Here is a 14,673-nt window from a genome sequence, read left to right as displayed (position 1 = left end):
GCAGTCCCTTGACCGATAGATTGCACGATAGCTTGCATGATAATCAGCGTGAGAAAACCGCGCTCATCATCGGTGTTACCGGCCAGGATGGCGCCTATCTGAGTGAGCTTCTGCTCAAGAAGGGCTATCGCGTTCATGGTCTGAAGCGGCGTTCGTCCTCGTTCAACACCGGGCGTATCGACCATCTCTATCAGGACCCGCACGAAGAAGACGTGCGCTTTCGCCTGCATTTCGGCGACCTGACCGACGCCACCAATCTATGCCGCGTCATACAGGAAGTGCGCCCCGACGAGATCTACAATCTCGGCGCGCAAAGCCATGTGCAGGTTAGTTTCGAAACGCCGGAATACACCGCCAATACGGATGCGCTCGGCACGCTGCGCCTGCTGGAATCCATCCGTATTCTCGGCCTTGGCAAGACAAGCCGCTTCTATCAGGCTTCAACCTCCGAGCTTTTCGGCAATTCCTCGCCAAATGCGCAGAACGAGCATACGCCGTTCATGCCGCAGAGCCCTTATGCAACGGCCAAGCTCTATGCCTATTGGACCACGGTGAATTATCGCGAGGCCTATGGTTTCCACGCCTCGAACGGCATCCTGTTCAACCATGAAAGCCCGCTGCGCGGTGAGACTTTCGTTACCCGCAAGATCACCCGCGCCGTCGCGGCCATCGAGCGCGGTTTGCAGGACAAGCTGCGTCTTGGCAATCTGAATGCCCGCCGCGACTGGGGCCATGCCCGCGATTATGTGGAGGGCATGTGGCGCATCCTGCAGGAAGAGACACCGGATGATTATGTGCTCGCCACCGGCGAAACCCATACGGTGCGTGAATTTGTCGAACATGCCTTCAAGGCCGTCGACAAGCAGATTGAATGGAAGGGCGATGGCGTGGAGGAAATCGGCATTGACCGGAAGACCGGCAACTGCCTGATCGAGATCGACCCGCGTTATTTCCGCCCGAACGAAGTGGATTTCTTGCTCGGCGACGCATCGAAAGCCCATAGCCGCCTCGGCTGGCAGCACACGACCGGCTTCGACAGCCTTGTCGCGGAAATGGTGGATTGGGATTTGCGCAATATCATGCGGGAGGCTGGGCGCAATGACTTCTTTGGACATTAACGGGACCGCAGAACCGGTCTATTCGCTGGCAGGCAAGAAGATTTTCGTCGCCGGGCATACCGGCATGGTCGGTTCGGCCATCCTGCGCCGCCTGCACGGCACGGATTGCGACATCATCACTGCAGCGCACAGCGCGCTGGACCTGACCCGTCAGGGACCAACCGAGAACTTCATTACCGGGCGCAAACCTGATGTCATCATCATTGCGGCGGCCCATGTCGGCGGTATTCTTGCCAATGCGCAATCCCCCGCCGATTTTCTCTATGACAATCTCGCCATCGGCATGAATGTCATCCACGCCGCGCACCAGACCGGCGTGGAACGCCTTCTCTGGCTAGGGTCCAGTTGCATCTACCCGCGCGACGCGGCGCAACCGCTGACCGAAGACGCCCTGATGACCGGGCCGCTTGAAGCGACCAATGAAGCCTATGCCATCGCCAAGATTGCCGGGCTGAAATATGCCGAGGCCTGCGCGCGCCAGTTCGGTGATCGCTTCATGACGGCAATGCCAACCAATCTCTACGGTCCGAATGATAATTTCGACCTGAACACGTCGCATGTGTTACCGGCGTTGATGCGCCGGATCCATGAAGCGAAAGTCATGGGCGCAGAACAGGTGACCCTATGGGGCAGCGGCACGCCGCTGCGCGAATTCCTGCATGTGGACGATCTGGCGGATGCCTGCCTGCATCTCTTGCAGTTTCACCATGGGTTCGAGCCGGTCAATATCGGCTCCGGCGAGGAAATATCGATCAAGGATCTGGCGCTGCTGATTGCCCGCGTCGTGGGCTATGAGGGCCGGTTCGAGCATGATCTGAGCAAGCCGGATGGCACGCCGCGCAAGTTCCTCGATACATCCCGCATGGCCGCACTCAGCTGGAGGCCACGCATCAGCCTCGAAGATGGCCTGCGCGCCGTCTATTCCGCCTGGGTGGAAGAAAGCGCTGAAGCCGTCGCGGCATAGAGGAACTGTTTCACCCATTATCGCCCACACCCTCATGCTGAGGAGGCGCGCAGCGCCGTCTCGAAGCACGAGGGTTCCAGATGGAAATTGATATGTTTGCCAGCCGTTTCGCCTCCTTCGAGACGCCGCCTGCGGCGGCTCCTCAGGATGAGGGAAACGGCTCACTACGACGGCGACGTGTTGATTTTGCTCATATCGAGTTCGATACGCAGAATATCGCCCGGTTTGATTTCCGTCCGCTCGTTGCCGACGATGTCCTGAAACGAGCCATTGACGCTGCGGCTGATCGTGAAGATCAGCTTCTTGCGCATATCGGATGATGAGATATTGCCGGAAGACTTGGCGATTTCCGCCATGGTCTGGATTTGCGCGCCGCTGCGCCGCTCCATCCGCGCCAGATTGAGATCGACCTCCTGCAAGCTGGTTGCCGCATCGCTGCGCCGGACCTCTTCCAGATTGGCGATACGCTGCTGCACGGCGAGCTGGTTTTGCCGCGCCCGCGCCAGAAATGACGCCAGCTCCAGCGCATCGCGGCGGGTCGCCGACAGGTCACGTTCCTGATCACGCAGGTTCGATTTGGCGGCAAGGCCACGATCGACCAACGACCGGCTGGAATCTACATTTTCCTGCAACAGCTGGATTTCGGAATCATGCAGCTTGATGCTTTCCTGCAATGTGCGGATTTCGTCGCCATAACTTGCGACCTGCGCTTCCAGCGCCTGCCGCTCGGCTTTCATATTGGTGCGGCGCACGTCGAACAGCGTGCGTTCGCCTTCCAGCATATGCTGGACCATCACCTGATCGTCTTTCGATACGTTGGATTGCTGCGATGGAGTGTAGTCGAACTCGCCCCCCTGCAATTCGGCAGCCAGGCGCGCACGGCGGATTGTCTGGGCGGCAATCTGCAATTGCAGATCGGAATATTCCTGCTGTGCAGCGATCAGCTGCATCCCTGCGGTCATGGCGGGCGCTTCGCCCTTGCCCGCGCCACCGCCGAGCGCCATCAGTTCCAGCGCGACCATACCCGGCCTGTACTCATATTTGCCGGGCGACTTGATATCGCCGACAACAAAGACCGGCGCATATTGATTGATCGTCGCCGTCACCGTCAGACCCGGAATATGCTGCGACAGGGATGCGGCGATCCTCTGACTGATTTCAATCGTCGTCAGTCCGCGCACGGAAACGTTGCCGACAACCGGGTAACCGATATTGCCATCCACATCGACGGGATAGAGCCCGGTGAGGGAAGGTTGGCCATAAACCGTGACTTGCAGCACGTCATTCGCTCCGACGCGGTAAATCTGCCCCTCGGCCAGCGCCAGATTGCCCGCGCCGAACAACAGCGCGGCGGAAAACACCGATGCCTGCAAATGACGGGCGAAGCGGTGCCTATCTATGATCTTTGGCATGGCTCCCCCTCCTATATCTGTCTCTGGGTCGGGTCCGGCACAGACCGGCCACGCTTGAATAGCGCCGACAGCAGGGCACGGGCTGTCGCCAACATGTCGGCCACCCGTCCCGTGTAGATCGCCGGGGCCTGACTGACGACGGCAAGCGCGGGCTTGCGGCCAAAAGAGGCCAGCGTTTGCACCAGCGCATTGGTTGCACCGGAATCGCGCCGGTCATCGCTGACCACAAGAAGTGCTGTATCCGTGGCGCGCGACATCAGAACCGACCGCTTGTCTTCCTTGAAGGGCGGCAAATCCACCAGGATGATCTTGTGATCGGCGCGCAGCTGCGCAATGAGCCCGCCCAGCCAGTCGCCTTCCGGGGCTGGTCGATGCGGTCTGATGATATCGATGCCCGAGCCATGATCGTGAATCAGTGCCGCACCACTCAGCTTTTTGGCTGTAGCGGGTGGCTGCAAATCACCAACAGGCAGACCGAAAGCCGCACAAAGGCCGGACTGGCCATTGGTCGCATCAATCACCGCTATCGAAACACCGCTCGCGGCAAATTGCTGTGCCAGCGCCGTGATTACCAGACTTTTGCCGTCGGTATCGGACAGGGAAATGACGGATAGAGCGAGTGAATCGCGTCCTCGCGTCAACGCCCGCAGACGATCGTGCACGGACTTGATTGCGCGCCCGAAAGCGCTGGCCGGGTCCAGCCCGCCATTGATCAGCAAAGGTACGGTCAGGCGCGGCGTATTGGGCAGCAAGGTTGCCGCCGGAATTCCCGGCAAAGCGAGCGATGAAGTCTGCGCCGGTCTGATCCGATCGAAGGTCTCCTTCAGCATCGCACCCGCAACGGCAAAAAGCCCGCCCAAGCCGATGCCGAGCAGCAGCCAGTTGATCAGTTTCGGGCTTGCCTTGGCCATCGCCGGTTCGGCGCTGGAAATAAGCTGCGCTTCTGCCGAGGCGATACCGTCCTGCTCGATCAGCTGCTTGTACCGCGTCAGATAACTTTCATAGACAACGCGGCTGGCATTAGCTTCGCGGTCGAGCTGCGCCGCCGTTACCTGCGCCTGATTGGCGCTGGCAAGGTCCGCTTCAGCGGCTTTCAGCGCCTCTTCGAGACTTGACCGCCTTTGCCGGGCGATCTGGATTTCATTGCCAAGGCTCTGCACGATCTGATCGACCTGCCCGACAATCTGTTGTCGCAGCGCATCCCGCTCTGCCGTCAAAACCGGAATCTCGGCGCTTTTCAAAGCACCGTTCGATTGCAGCTCGCCCAGCTGGCGTTCAACACGCGCCTCTTCATTACGCAATTGCTGGATGGCCGGCGAGGCCAAAACTTCTGCCAGGGCCGGCGCATCGCTGCTGCCTTTCAGAGCTTGCGCGGTCTGCAACCGGGCTTCTGCGGACGACACAGCCCCGGTTGCCGCCACAATCTCCGTATTCAAGGCCGCAACGCGCTGCGCCTGAAAGGTCATCTGCCCCTGATCGCCTGCCAGACCGGATTTCTGCCGGAAATCTTCCGCCGCCCGTTCGGCGGTTTCAAGATCGTTGCGCAATGTGACCAGCTTTTCGCCAAGCCATTCGCTGACGCGCTTGGCCGCCGATTGCTGCACATCCACCTGATGGTCGAGATAGGCGGTCGCGAATGCATTGGCGACCTTGGCCGCATAGACCGGATCGGATGCACGATACGAAATGAAGATCGTATAGGAACGACCGTCATTGGTAACCTGCAACCGCGACAGCAGAAGGTCGATCTGCTGCCGCTCCTGTGTCGCCGGATCGCTATCCTGCGCCGCCGCGGGCGGCACCGTGAAGCCGTCCGCCTTCAGGATATCGATGACCTTACGCGCCATCATCCGCGAATTGATGATATCAAGCTCGGAGCGCAAAACCGGGCTATCCTGCGGCAGCGGCGTGATGGCGCTTTCACTTGGAAGCGCCTGTAGACGGCGCATGTCCAGAACAACCACGGCCTCCGAGACGTAAGAGACCGGGGCATTCATATAGCCGAGGAAACCGGCCCCTATGCCCACGAGAATGGGCACGGTCAGCATCAGTCTTCTGCGCTTGACAGTATCCAGAAGGTCGGCAACCGGCTGCCGCGCGCTTCCTGATGAAACGTCGGAGATAATCACAACAATGCTCCTTCACGGGAGGATCAGCTTGGATTGGACGGCTATTGCAGGTCGGAAAATGAAGTTTCCGAAGGGAAAAGCTCGTTGATGATGCAGGCTACTTCCGTGCGGTTGGTGACCTTGAGCTTCTTCATGATATTCCGGATATGCACTTTCACCGTGCTTTCGCGCAGCTTGAGCTCATAGGCGATGATCTTGTTGGCCTTGCCACGACGCAACGCATTGACGACCTCGGCCTGCCGCTGTGTGAACATGCCGCCCAGCGGCTGAATACGCTGCGCGCCCGTGTCGGTTGCATGGCGCAGCGCCAGAACACTGCTCGCCGGGACGAAAGTGCCGCCCGCCATGGCGAGACGCAAAGCTTCGATACAGACATTGAGATTGACCGAGGTGGGGATATAGCCCTTCACGCCATGCTCCAGCGCGCGGACGACTTGCGATATTTCTTCCTTGTCGGCAAGGATGATCACCGGCGCAGGCGCGCATTCGGAAACGAGTGATTTCAGATAATTGCCGACCGCCGGATCGGATACTTTCTGCCCGCCCACATTGAAGAGAACAGCGGCAGCGGTCCGGCTGCGACGCTGATGTTGCCATTGCTCGAAGGAACTGAAGGTTGCAATGGCCATATCGGCGCAATTATTGGTCAGTCCATGCGCCAGACATTCGCGATCCAAGGCGCGGCTGTCTATGATGACGATCAGGGACTGTTCCCTTTCCTTGGTAAAGTCACGCTGATCAGCAACGCGGCCCCCATACACATTGCGAGAGTTGAGGCTCTCGTCCTTATCCTTGAACTGTGCAGAAATATTCATTTTAACGCCCTCTGAATCTTTTAAGAACGCAACCCTCTTCCATGTTTAATCGCAATTAAACACAAGGATTACATCGTGTTCTATTTTATGATTGTATTCAGTCGCCCTAAGATCTTGTATATTTCTTATTTTTCTAAATTATTGCCGAACTCCCCCGGGCTGTCATTAACCTAGATTAACGGGCGAATAGAAATATGGTTTAGGGTGTATCCGTTATTCTACCCAATTAGTGGTAGAAAATGCCCTCTTGCAAAATCATTGCCCCTCACGGAAGCTTGGTCATCGAATATGACGCTTTTCGTGCAGGACGAGCCGGGCAATCATCCTGATATTCCAAACCACGCACCTGGTAACGCCGATGGGGCTGAATAACGAAGACAACACGCTGCTCAATCTTCTCAAGAACCCACCCATCGATGCGACCTTCGAGGCGAATGACCTGAATGTTCTGCGATCGATGCCGGTTTCGACCAGGCACTATGCGCCACATACGATCATATCCAGACAGGGTGACTGGACGAATTCGGTGCTTATAATCAATAGCGGATGGTGCTGCATCTATCGCGACCTGCCGAATGGCGACAGGCAGATCCTCGACTTTCCTATGAAGGGCGACCTTTTGGGGTTCCGCACGGGATTGGGCTTCAACTATTACACGCTGTTTTCAATCACTGACATTTCGGTGCTGGAAATCAACCTCGATACGCTGGTTGAAAACATGCTGAAATCGGCGCGTCTGGCCATGGCTTTCATGGAGATGACGGCGCGCCAGCGCACCATCCTGCTGGAACATCTGATCAGTCTGGGACGACGCGCATCAGTTTCGCGCGTTGCACATCTTCTGCTTGAACTGGGCTATCGCGCGCGGGCCAATGGCACCGGCGACGAGAACGGCTTCTATTGCCCCATCACCCAGAGCGAACTGGCCGATGCGCTCGGCTTGACGCCGATCCACACCAACCGGATGCTCCGCGAACTGCGGGAGGACAATCTCTTGACCTTCCGGAACAATGAGGTGAAATTCCTCAACCGGACGGCGCTCATGCAGATTTGCAGCTTCGATGAAAGCTATCTCGCGGCCAATATTTTTGCGAGCATCCACAAATCCAACCGTTGAAGCTTTACTAGCCCTCACGGCATCCGCTCCGTTAGTCGGCATTATCGGCTTTGTTTATCAAATCTTATCCGTATAGAGGCCAATACTGCGCCTGAGCAATCAGACGAGGAAAAACGTATGGGCGGCGCGGCAAGCGAAGAACTCATTCACGTGCTCTATATCACGGCCATTGTCGCCGAAGCCATGACAGCAGCGCTGGCCGCCGGGCGTCGGGAAATGGACTGGATTGGCGTGTTCCTGCTTGGCTGTGTAACCGCCCTTGGCGGCGGGTCGGTACGCGATGTTCTGCTTGATCATCATCCGCTGTCATGGGTGCAGCATCCGAGCTATCTGGTGATCACCGGTTTTGCTGCTTTGGCCACCATCCTCATCGCGCGCCATATGCATCGCCTGCGGCAGATGTTCCTTTTCCTCGACGCTATCGGCCTGGTGGTGTTCACGGTGATTGGCTGCGGCGTGGCGCTTGGCATGAATATGCCGATCATCATCGTGATTGCAGCAGGCATGATCACCGGCTGCGTCGGCGGCGTGTTGCGGGATGTGCTGTGCAACGATGTGCCACTGCTGTTCCGCTCGGAGCTCTACGCCACCGTGTCAGTCGTCACCGGCGGCATTTTTCTCGGCGGCCTATATCTGAATGTGCCGCACGGTCCCGCCGCCTTCGTGGCGATGGCGGCCGGGCTTGTTCTGCGACTTCTGGCGCTGCGCTTCAACTGGAGCATGCCCAAATTCGTCTATACAAAGGACCTGCACTGACTGGAGTTGGGTCTATCGTTGCTTTTTCTGGCGGCGTGAGCGCAGCCAGAAAATGGCGAAGAAACCCAGCACGAAAACAATCGCGAAGATTGCGGCGGCCACATGCGAGCGCGCGCCCAGTGCCAGCATGATGCTCGGCACAAAATAAGCGAGTACCCCGAAACCGATCAGGATGACGGCGGCGGCGATGGCCGGATGGCTTTTCTGCGGTTCAGCCAAGATTTCGGAACTCCTCAAATCTCTTTATCTGCTGGCCGTCACTATCAAAGTTTTCCGGTGCAAGCCATGCCTGATAGGCTTTCTTGAGCGCAGGCCATTCACTGTCGAGGATCGAATACCAGGCCGTGTCGCGGTTCTTGCCCTTGGCCACCATATGCTGGCGGAAAATCCCCTCGAAGGTAAAGCCGAAACGCTCCGCTGCGCGCTTGGACGGCGCATTGTCGTTGTTGCACTTCCATTCATAACGACGATAGCCAAGCTCATCGAAGATATATTGCATGAACAGAAACTGCGCTTCCGTTGCCGCGGGCTTGCGCGAAATCAGCGGCCCCCAATAGATATTGCCGATCTCGATCACGCCATGCACAGGATCAATGCGCATCAGGGTCTGGCGACCGGCCACCTTGCCACTGGCCTTGTCGATGACGGCGAAGAACAACGGGTCCTCGCTTTTTGACACCTTGTCCAGCCAAGGCTCGAATTCCGCGCGGGTTGCGGGTGGAAATTCGAACAACCAGGTGAAACGCTGGTCGGCGTCAGTCACCGACGACGCTGCAAAAAGCTCGTCGCCATGCTTTTGCGGGTCGAGCGGTTCAAGGCGCACATAGCGCCCTTCCAGCACTTTGCGTTCAGGTTTCGGGCGTGGCGTCCAGTTCTGCAAATCAGTCATGTTGTTCTCCCAGTCAGCAAGACAGGAGCATAAAAGCAGTGCCACGCAAACCAGATTATTGTAGCCGTTTCATTTTTACCGAATGGCAGCCCGGTCCACCGAGACAGCCTTCACCAAGGCAACCACCCGTTCGCCTGCCCGCAAGCCCAGATCGTCCACCGAGCGGCGCGTCAGACGCGCCTCCAGATGCCGCCCCTGAAAGTCGAGGGAGACATGCGCGTTCGGCCCCTCGCCTGCTTCGATGCCCGTAATGATGACCGGCAGCACATTGCGAATGCTGATTGCGTCTGGCGCCTGACGCGCCAGAGAAACGTCCCGCGCCCGCACGCGCAGTCGCACATGCATACCCTGTTTCAGCCCCGTATCCGTCAACTGGAACGACGCGCCACCAAGGTCGATTTCCGCCAGCTTGTAGCTCTCATCATAAGAGGCGACCGTGCCTTCAAGCAGCACGCCGGCTCCATCGCCTTCATCGATCAGCGGAAATATCGAAGCCGCCCCGCCGCTCGCCGTCACCTTGCCGCCGGAAAGAAGCACGATCTCATCGGCAAGCCGCGCCACTTCGTCTATTTCGTGACTGACATAGACAACCGGCACACGGCTTTCGTCACGCAACCGCTCGATAAAGGGCAATATCTCCTGTCGGCGCGCATGATCCAGCGAGGAAAGCGGCTCGTCCAGCAGCAGTAGTGCCGGATCTGACAACAGCGCCCGGCCAATAGCGACACGCTGGCGCTCGCCGCCCGATAACGTCGTTGGGCGACGGTCGAGAAGCTGTTCGATGCCGAGAAGCGTTACCACCTCATCGAAATTGCGCGTGGCCTGTCGGTGTCCCGCCCAGCGCGCATAGGTCAGGTTGCGCTTGACACTCATATGCGGAAACAGGCGGGCTTCCTGAAAGACATAGCCGATGCGCCGCTTCTCCGGTGGCAGATCAATGCCCTTATCGGCGTCGAACAGCGCAAAATCGCCAACCGCGATGCGACCGCTTTCCGGGCGCAACGTTCCGGCGATCATCTTCAAAAGCGTGGTTTTGCCCGCCCCCGAATGCCCGAATAGCGCAGTCACGCCACCACCCGCTGCAAAATCGGCTTCAACGGCGAATTTGCCATTACGGCCCTTAATGGAAACAAAGAGCCCACTCATTTGGCATCTCCGGCAAGCCTGCGCTGCAACCATTCGGACAGCACGACGGCTATGATGGAAATCGCAGCCGATATGGCAATCAGTCGGAAGGCTTCAGCGTCGCCCGATGGCGTCTGCATCAAAGCATAAATCGCAAGCGAGAGGGTTTGCGTCTCGCCGGGAATATTGGAAACAAAGGTGATGGTCGCGCCGAATTCACCCAGCGCCTTGGCAAAACCAAGCACGGCACCCGCCAGAACGCCCGGCAAAAGCGGCGGCAGGATCACGGTGAAAAAGGCCACAAGCCTGCTGGCGCCCAATGTCCGCGCCGCTTCTTCAAGCCCACGATCCAGCCCTTCAATCGACAGGCGGATCGGACGGACGAGCAGCGGAAACGCCATGACACCGGCGGCAAGAGCAGCACCGGTCCACCGAAAGGAAAAGGACAGGCCGAACCATTCCTGCATGGGTGCGCCGAACGCCCCTCTTGCACCGAACAGGATCAACAGCAGATAGCCTGTGACCACCGGCGGCAGAACCAGCGGCATGGTCACAAGCGCCTGCGCCAGAGATTTGCCCGGAAAATCGAACCGAGCAAGAATCCATGCGACAAGGAACGCGACTGGCAAAGCGACGAGGATGGCAATTCCGGCAACCCGGAGTGACAGCAGCACAATCGGCCAGACGCCAACTTCCATCATCACTTGCCCGCCTCCGCAGCGCCGACAAAGCCCTTGTCCTTGATGATCGCCTGACCGGCATCGCTTTCAAGGAAAGCAAGGAAGGCCTTGGCGGCATCGTTTTCATTCTTTTCAATGAGAGCCGCCGGATAGAGGATCGGCGCGTGGCTGGTTGCCGGGAACCGGTAGGCTTCCACCAGATCGGGCGCTGCAGCGCGGTCGGAAGCATAGACAATGGCCGCCTTCACTTCGCCACGGCTGACATATTGCAGGGCAACGCGCACATTCTCCGCGAAGACGCCATTCTTCTCGACATCTTTCCAGATATCGAGCTTTTCCAGCGCGGCCTTGCCGTATTTACCGGCAGGCACGTTGGACGGATCGCCCATGGAGAAACGGCCAGCGCTCAACAGTTCCTTGACATCGGCCTTCGCCGTATCCTTCTGTGTGGCGATAACCAGCGCATTGCCTGCGATCACCTTGCGCGACGCCGTGTCGATGGCATTGGCCTTCTCGACATAGTCCATCCAGTCGAGATCGGCGGAAATGAAAATCTGCGCCGGTGCGCCCTGTTCGATCTGCTTGGCCAGGACCGACGAAGACGCGAAGGAAGCGACCACTTCCGTGCCGTCCTTGGCCTTGATCTGCTTGGCGGCTTCTTCGATCACATCCTTCATGCTCGCGGCGGCAAAGACCGTTACCTTTTCGGCGGCATGCGCGACCGAAGCGGTGTCAGCGGCAATTGTGATAAGAAATGCGGCGATAAGTTTTTTCATGACTACCCTCCATATTGCCCGTTTGAACGGACAAACACCATCATCCGCCGGAATGAACCGGCGCGCTTTTTTGCGATGATGGGTGTGATGGAGGCAAACGCGACCCGGATGCCGTCAGACCCTTGATGCACGGGCGTCCATGCAAAAGCCGCCCAAAATTCCGTAACGAATTCAGTTCGTTCCGAAATCGGCGTCACCATAATGCGGTGCAACTTGTTTGGCTAGTGGCTAAAGAAGGCTCAACTGCCGATATGCTTGTGTTGTCCACGCGCTTTGGCGAGACCGATCTGCTTTTGACGCTCGGCATAACGGGCGCGATCTTCCGGCGTGCGCTCATCATAGCAACCGGCGCAGGAAATACCTTCCTCGAAGAACTTCGAGAGCTTGTCCTCTGGCGTGATCGGACGACGGCAGGCGCGGCAAAGCTCCACGTCGCTTTCGGTCAGGCCATGGCCAACGGCTACGCGCTCGTCGAACACGAAGCACTCGCCGTTCCACATGCTCTCTTCCTGCGGGACTTCTTCCAGATATTTGAGAATGCCGCCCTTCAGATGGAAGACCTCGTCAAAGCCGAGGCCTTTCACAAAGGCCGTCGCCTTTTCGCAGCGAATACCGCCGGTGCAGAACATGGCGATCTTCTTGCCTTCCAGCTTATCGCGGTTCTGTTCTACCCAGTTCGGAAATTCGCGAAAAGTCTTGGTCTGCGGATCGAGAGCGCCCTCGAACGTACCGATCGCATATTCATAATCGTTGCGCGTATCGACAACGACCGTATTTTCGTCGGCAATCAGGGCGTTCCAGTCTTGCGGGGCAATATAGGTGCCGACGCTTTTCAGCGGATCGATACCATCGACGCCCATCGTGACGATTTCCCGCTTCAGCCGCACCTTCATGCGATTGAACGGCATTTCGCTTGCATGGGAATATTTCAGTTCCGGCTGGCTGAGTCCCGGAATGGCGGTGATGTGCTGGACAAGCTTTTCAATCGCCTCGGCTGTGCCAGCCACAGTTCCGTTGATCCCTTCGGCAGCCAGAAGCAGCGTTCCCTTGATGCCGTTTCCACAGCAAAGCTGCGCCAGCGGCTCGCGCAGGCTTTCATATTGCGGCAGCGGCGCAAAGCAATAGAGGGCGGCGACGGTGAAAGGCAAATTGCTCATCGTTTGTGTCTTCTTTGAAAATCTACCCCGCAACTAATCCCCGGACACCGATAATTCAAGACAACTTTATCCTCGCGACCCCGGATGCGGCGAAAATCGCCACGAATACCACCGTCCAAGAGGAGAAATGCATGTTCGACAAACAGACCATCGATGCGATGACCGCCATGGCAAGACTGGCGCAAATCGATCCGGCGGCCTTGCTGGCGGTTGCGGAAGTGGAAAGCGGCGGTCGCGCGCTTTACGATGTGGATGGACAAAAGGAACCGGCAATCCGTTTCGAAGGGCATTATTTCGACCGCAGGCTTTCCGGGCGTATCCGCGACTATGCCCGCAAGAACGGCCTGTCCGCGCCGGAAGCTGGCAAGATCGCCAATCCGAAATCGCAAGGCGGCCGTTGGCTTTTGCTGGAACGCGCCATGGGTCTCGACAAGAAAGCCGCGCTGGAATCCACCTCCTGGGGTTTGGGTCAGGTCATGGGCGCGCATTGGGAATGGCTCGATTTTGCTTCGGTCGATGCGCTGGTGGCGGAAGCGCGCGGGTCGGTTGCCGGTCAGGTGCGGCTGATGCTGCGCTTCATCGAAAAGGCGGGGCTGGTGGACGTCATGCGCGCCTGCGACTGGCGCAGCTTCGCAAGACGCTATAATGGCCCCGCTTTCGCCCGCAACAATTACGACACGCGCATGGCCGCCGCCTATCAGCGCTGGCTAAAACAGCTTGGTACTTTCAAGTCTGCGGCCTGAAAACAACCTTGTCCCGGCTGTGGACAAGTGAGCCTCTTATATTTAAATCGATTTATCACATTGCGTGCATGTCCATTTTTGCGGAATCGTTGCACATTCCGCAGAATATGCCGAAATACTCCAACAGCCGAGCGAGCCGATGCCCCAGAAAACCGATCTTCTCGTCCCCGTCATGAAAGGCCAGCCGGTTATTCCGGTGCTGCTGATCGACAAGGTAGAACATGCCGTGCCGCTGGCGCGCGCACTGGCCAAAGGTGGGCTTCCTGCCATCGAGATCACCTTGCGCACGGCAGCGGCGCTGGAAGCCATTCGCGCTGTGGCTGATGAAGTGCCTGAAGCCATCGTCGGCGCCGGTACGATCCTCAACGCAAAGCAATATGAACAGGCGGCAAAGGCCGGTTCGCGCTTCATCGTCAGCCCCGGCGCGACGAGACAGATTGTCGACGCGGCCAATGACAGCGACGTGCCGCTTTTGCCCGCCGCCATCACGCCGAGCGAAATGCTGACGCTGCGCGAAGAAGGCTACACGCATCTGAAATTCTTCCCGGCGGAACAGGCCGGTGGCGCATCTTTCCTGAAGGCGCTTTCGTCTCCTCTGGCCGGAATCTTCTTCTGCCCAACCGGCGGCATCAGCCTCGCCAATGCAAAAACCTATCTCTCGCTGCCAAACGTCATTTGCGTCGGCGGATCGTGGGTTGCCCCGAAGGAACTCGTGGAAGCTGGCGATTGGGACGCCATCACCACGCTTGCACGTGATGCAGCCAGCCTGAAAGGCTGAGGTTCCTAGAGCATTTCCAGCAAAAGTGCGTAGCGCCTACGCAGGGAAATCAGTCCACTGGACTGATTTCTGATCCTGCTTCGATGTGTCGGATAATGCGTCAAAACAAATAGATAGAGCGGTTCCACGATTCCGTTTTAACCGGAACCGCTCTAAAACCGACCATAAAAAAGGGGCCTCCGTGGCCCCTTTTTCTTTGATGCCTTTGCGGCAA

The 14,673-nt window shown here is 58.0% G+C and carries 15 protein-coding genes; 6 read left to right on the top strand and 9 right to left on the bottom strand.

Features of this window, described 5'->3' with window-relative positions; translation table 11 throughout:
• Window positions 1–32 precede the first annotated feature (32 nt).
• Both gmd and FIC94_RS00960 read left to right on the top strand, forming a co-directional pair.
• Window positions 33–1,118, top strand: coding sequence for a GDP-mannose 4,6-dehydratase (gmd, locus tag FIC94_RS00965; RefSeq protein ID WP_140024007.1), 1,086 nt, complete (start codon window positions 33–35; stop codon window positions 1,116–1,118).
• Complete coding sequence (locus FIC94_RS00960) at window positions 1,099–2,082, top strand: GDP-L-fucose synthase family protein (RefSeq protein ID WP_140023605.1); 984 nt, start codon at window positions 1,099–1,101, stop codon at window positions 2,080–2,082. The genes gmd and FIC94_RS00960 overlap by 20 nt, the downstream gene beginning before the upstream one ends.
• 164 nt (window positions 2,083–2,246) lie before the next feature.
• Here FIC94_RS00960 and FIC94_RS00955 read toward each other — a convergent pair whose 3' ends face one another.
• From FIC94_RS00955 to FIC94_RS00945, 3 genes are read right to left on the bottom strand one after another with little or no spacing between them, the layout of a single operon-like run.
• Window positions 2,247–3,494 (bottom strand): polysaccharide biosynthesis/export family protein, encoded by a 1,248-nt coding sequence (locus FIC94_RS00955; protein ID WP_140023604.1) that lies wholly within the window; start codon window positions 3,492–3,494, stop codon window positions 2,247–2,249.
• Between the two features lie 11 nt (window positions 3,495–3,505).
• Window positions 3,506–5,623: a GumC family protein gene (locus tag FIC94_RS00950; RefSeq protein ID WP_140023603.1), complete on the bottom strand. Its 2,118-nt coding sequence runs from the start codon at window positions 5,621–5,623 to the stop codon at window positions 3,506–3,508.
• Between the two features lie 41 nt (window positions 5,624–5,664).
• Window positions 5,665–6,438 (bottom strand): response regulator transcription factor, encoded by a 774-nt coding sequence (locus tag FIC94_RS00945; RefSeq protein WP_109367703.1) that lies wholly within the window; start codon window positions 6,436–6,438, stop codon window positions 5,665–5,667.
• A gap of 358 nt (window positions 6,439–6,796) precedes the next feature.
• Between FIC94_RS00945 and FIC94_RS00940 the strand changes: the two genes are divergently transcribed.
• Complete coding sequence (locus FIC94_RS00940) at window positions 6,797–7,555, top strand: Crp/Fnr family transcriptional regulator (protein ID WP_109368019.1); 759 nt, start codon at window positions 6,797–6,799, stop codon at window positions 7,553–7,555.
• Window positions 7,556–7,672: 117 nt separating this feature from the next.
• Window positions 7,673–8,311 carry a trimeric intracellular cation channel family protein gene (locus tag FIC94_RS00935; protein ID WP_109367704.1) on the top strand — a complete coding sequence of 213 codons (639 nt, stop codon included), beginning with the start codon at window positions 7,673–7,675 and terminating at the stop codon, window positions 8,309–8,311.
• A gap of 12 nt (window positions 8,312–8,323) precedes the next feature.
• Here FIC94_RS00935 and FIC94_RS00930 read toward each other — a convergent pair whose 3' ends face one another.
• From FIC94_RS00930 to trhO, 6 genes are all read right to left on the bottom strand, one after another.
• Window positions 8,324–8,530, bottom strand: a complete 207-nt coding sequence (locus FIC94_RS00930) for a hypothetical protein (RefSeq protein WP_109367705.1) — start codon at window positions 8,528–8,530, stop codon at window positions 8,324–8,326.
• Complete coding sequence (locus FIC94_RS00925; protein ID WP_140023602.1) at window positions 8,523–9,200, bottom strand: GNAT family N-acetyltransferase; 678 nt, start codon at window positions 9,198–9,200, stop codon at window positions 8,523–8,525. The genes FIC94_RS00930 and FIC94_RS00925 overlap by 8 nt, the downstream gene beginning before the upstream one ends.
• Before the next feature lie 75 nt (window positions 9,201–9,275).
• Window positions 9,276–10,346, bottom strand: coding sequence for a molybdenum ABC transporter ATP-binding protein (modC, locus tag FIC94_RS00920; RefSeq protein ID WP_140023601.1), 1,071 nt, complete (start codon window positions 10,344–10,346; stop codon window positions 9,276–9,278).
• Window positions 10,343–11,026: a molybdate ABC transporter permease subunit gene (modB, locus tag FIC94_RS00915; RefSeq protein ID WP_140024006.1), complete on the bottom strand. Its 684-nt coding sequence runs from the start codon at window positions 11,024–11,026 to the stop codon at window positions 10,343–10,345. The genes modC and modB overlap by 4 nt, the downstream gene beginning before the upstream one ends.
• Window positions 11,026–11,781: a molybdate ABC transporter substrate-binding protein gene (modA, locus tag FIC94_RS00910; RefSeq protein ID WP_140023600.1), complete on the bottom strand. Its 756-nt coding sequence runs from the start codon at window positions 11,779–11,781 to the stop codon at window positions 11,026–11,028. Before modA ends, modB begins: the two co-directional genes overlap by 1 nt.
• A 239-nt stretch (window positions 11,782–12,020) precedes the next feature.
• Window positions 12,021–12,938 (bottom strand): oxygen-dependent tRNA uridine(34) hydroxylase TrhO, encoded by a 918-nt coding sequence (trhO, locus tag FIC94_RS00905; protein WP_140023599.1) that lies wholly within the window; start codon window positions 12,936–12,938, stop codon window positions 12,021–12,023.
• A gap of 131 nt (window positions 12,939–13,069) precedes the next feature.
• Between trhO and FIC94_RS00900 the strand changes: the two genes are divergently transcribed.
• Window positions 13,070–13,681: an N-acetylmuramidase family protein gene (locus FIC94_RS00900; protein WP_140023598.1), complete on the top strand. Its 612-nt coding sequence runs from the start codon at window positions 13,070–13,072 to the stop codon at window positions 13,679–13,681.
• A gap of 139 nt (window positions 13,682–13,820) precedes the next feature.
• Window positions 13,821–14,459 (top strand): 2-dehydro-3-deoxy-phosphogluconate aldolase, encoded by a 639-nt coding sequence (locus FIC94_RS00895; protein ID WP_140023597.1) that lies wholly within the window; start codon window positions 13,821–13,823, stop codon window positions 14,457–14,459.
• Window positions 14,460–14,673: the final 214 nt, after the last annotated feature.

It is taken from the genome of Ochrobactrum teleogrylli (genome assembly GCF_006376685.1).
GTDB classification, from domain to species: Bacteria; Pseudomonadota; Alphaproteobacteria; order Rhizobiales; family Rhizobiaceae; genus Brucella; species Brucella teleogrylli.
The sequence above is the reverse complement of the archived record's forward strand: the minus strand, read 5'-3'. Positions and strand labels throughout refer to the sequence as shown.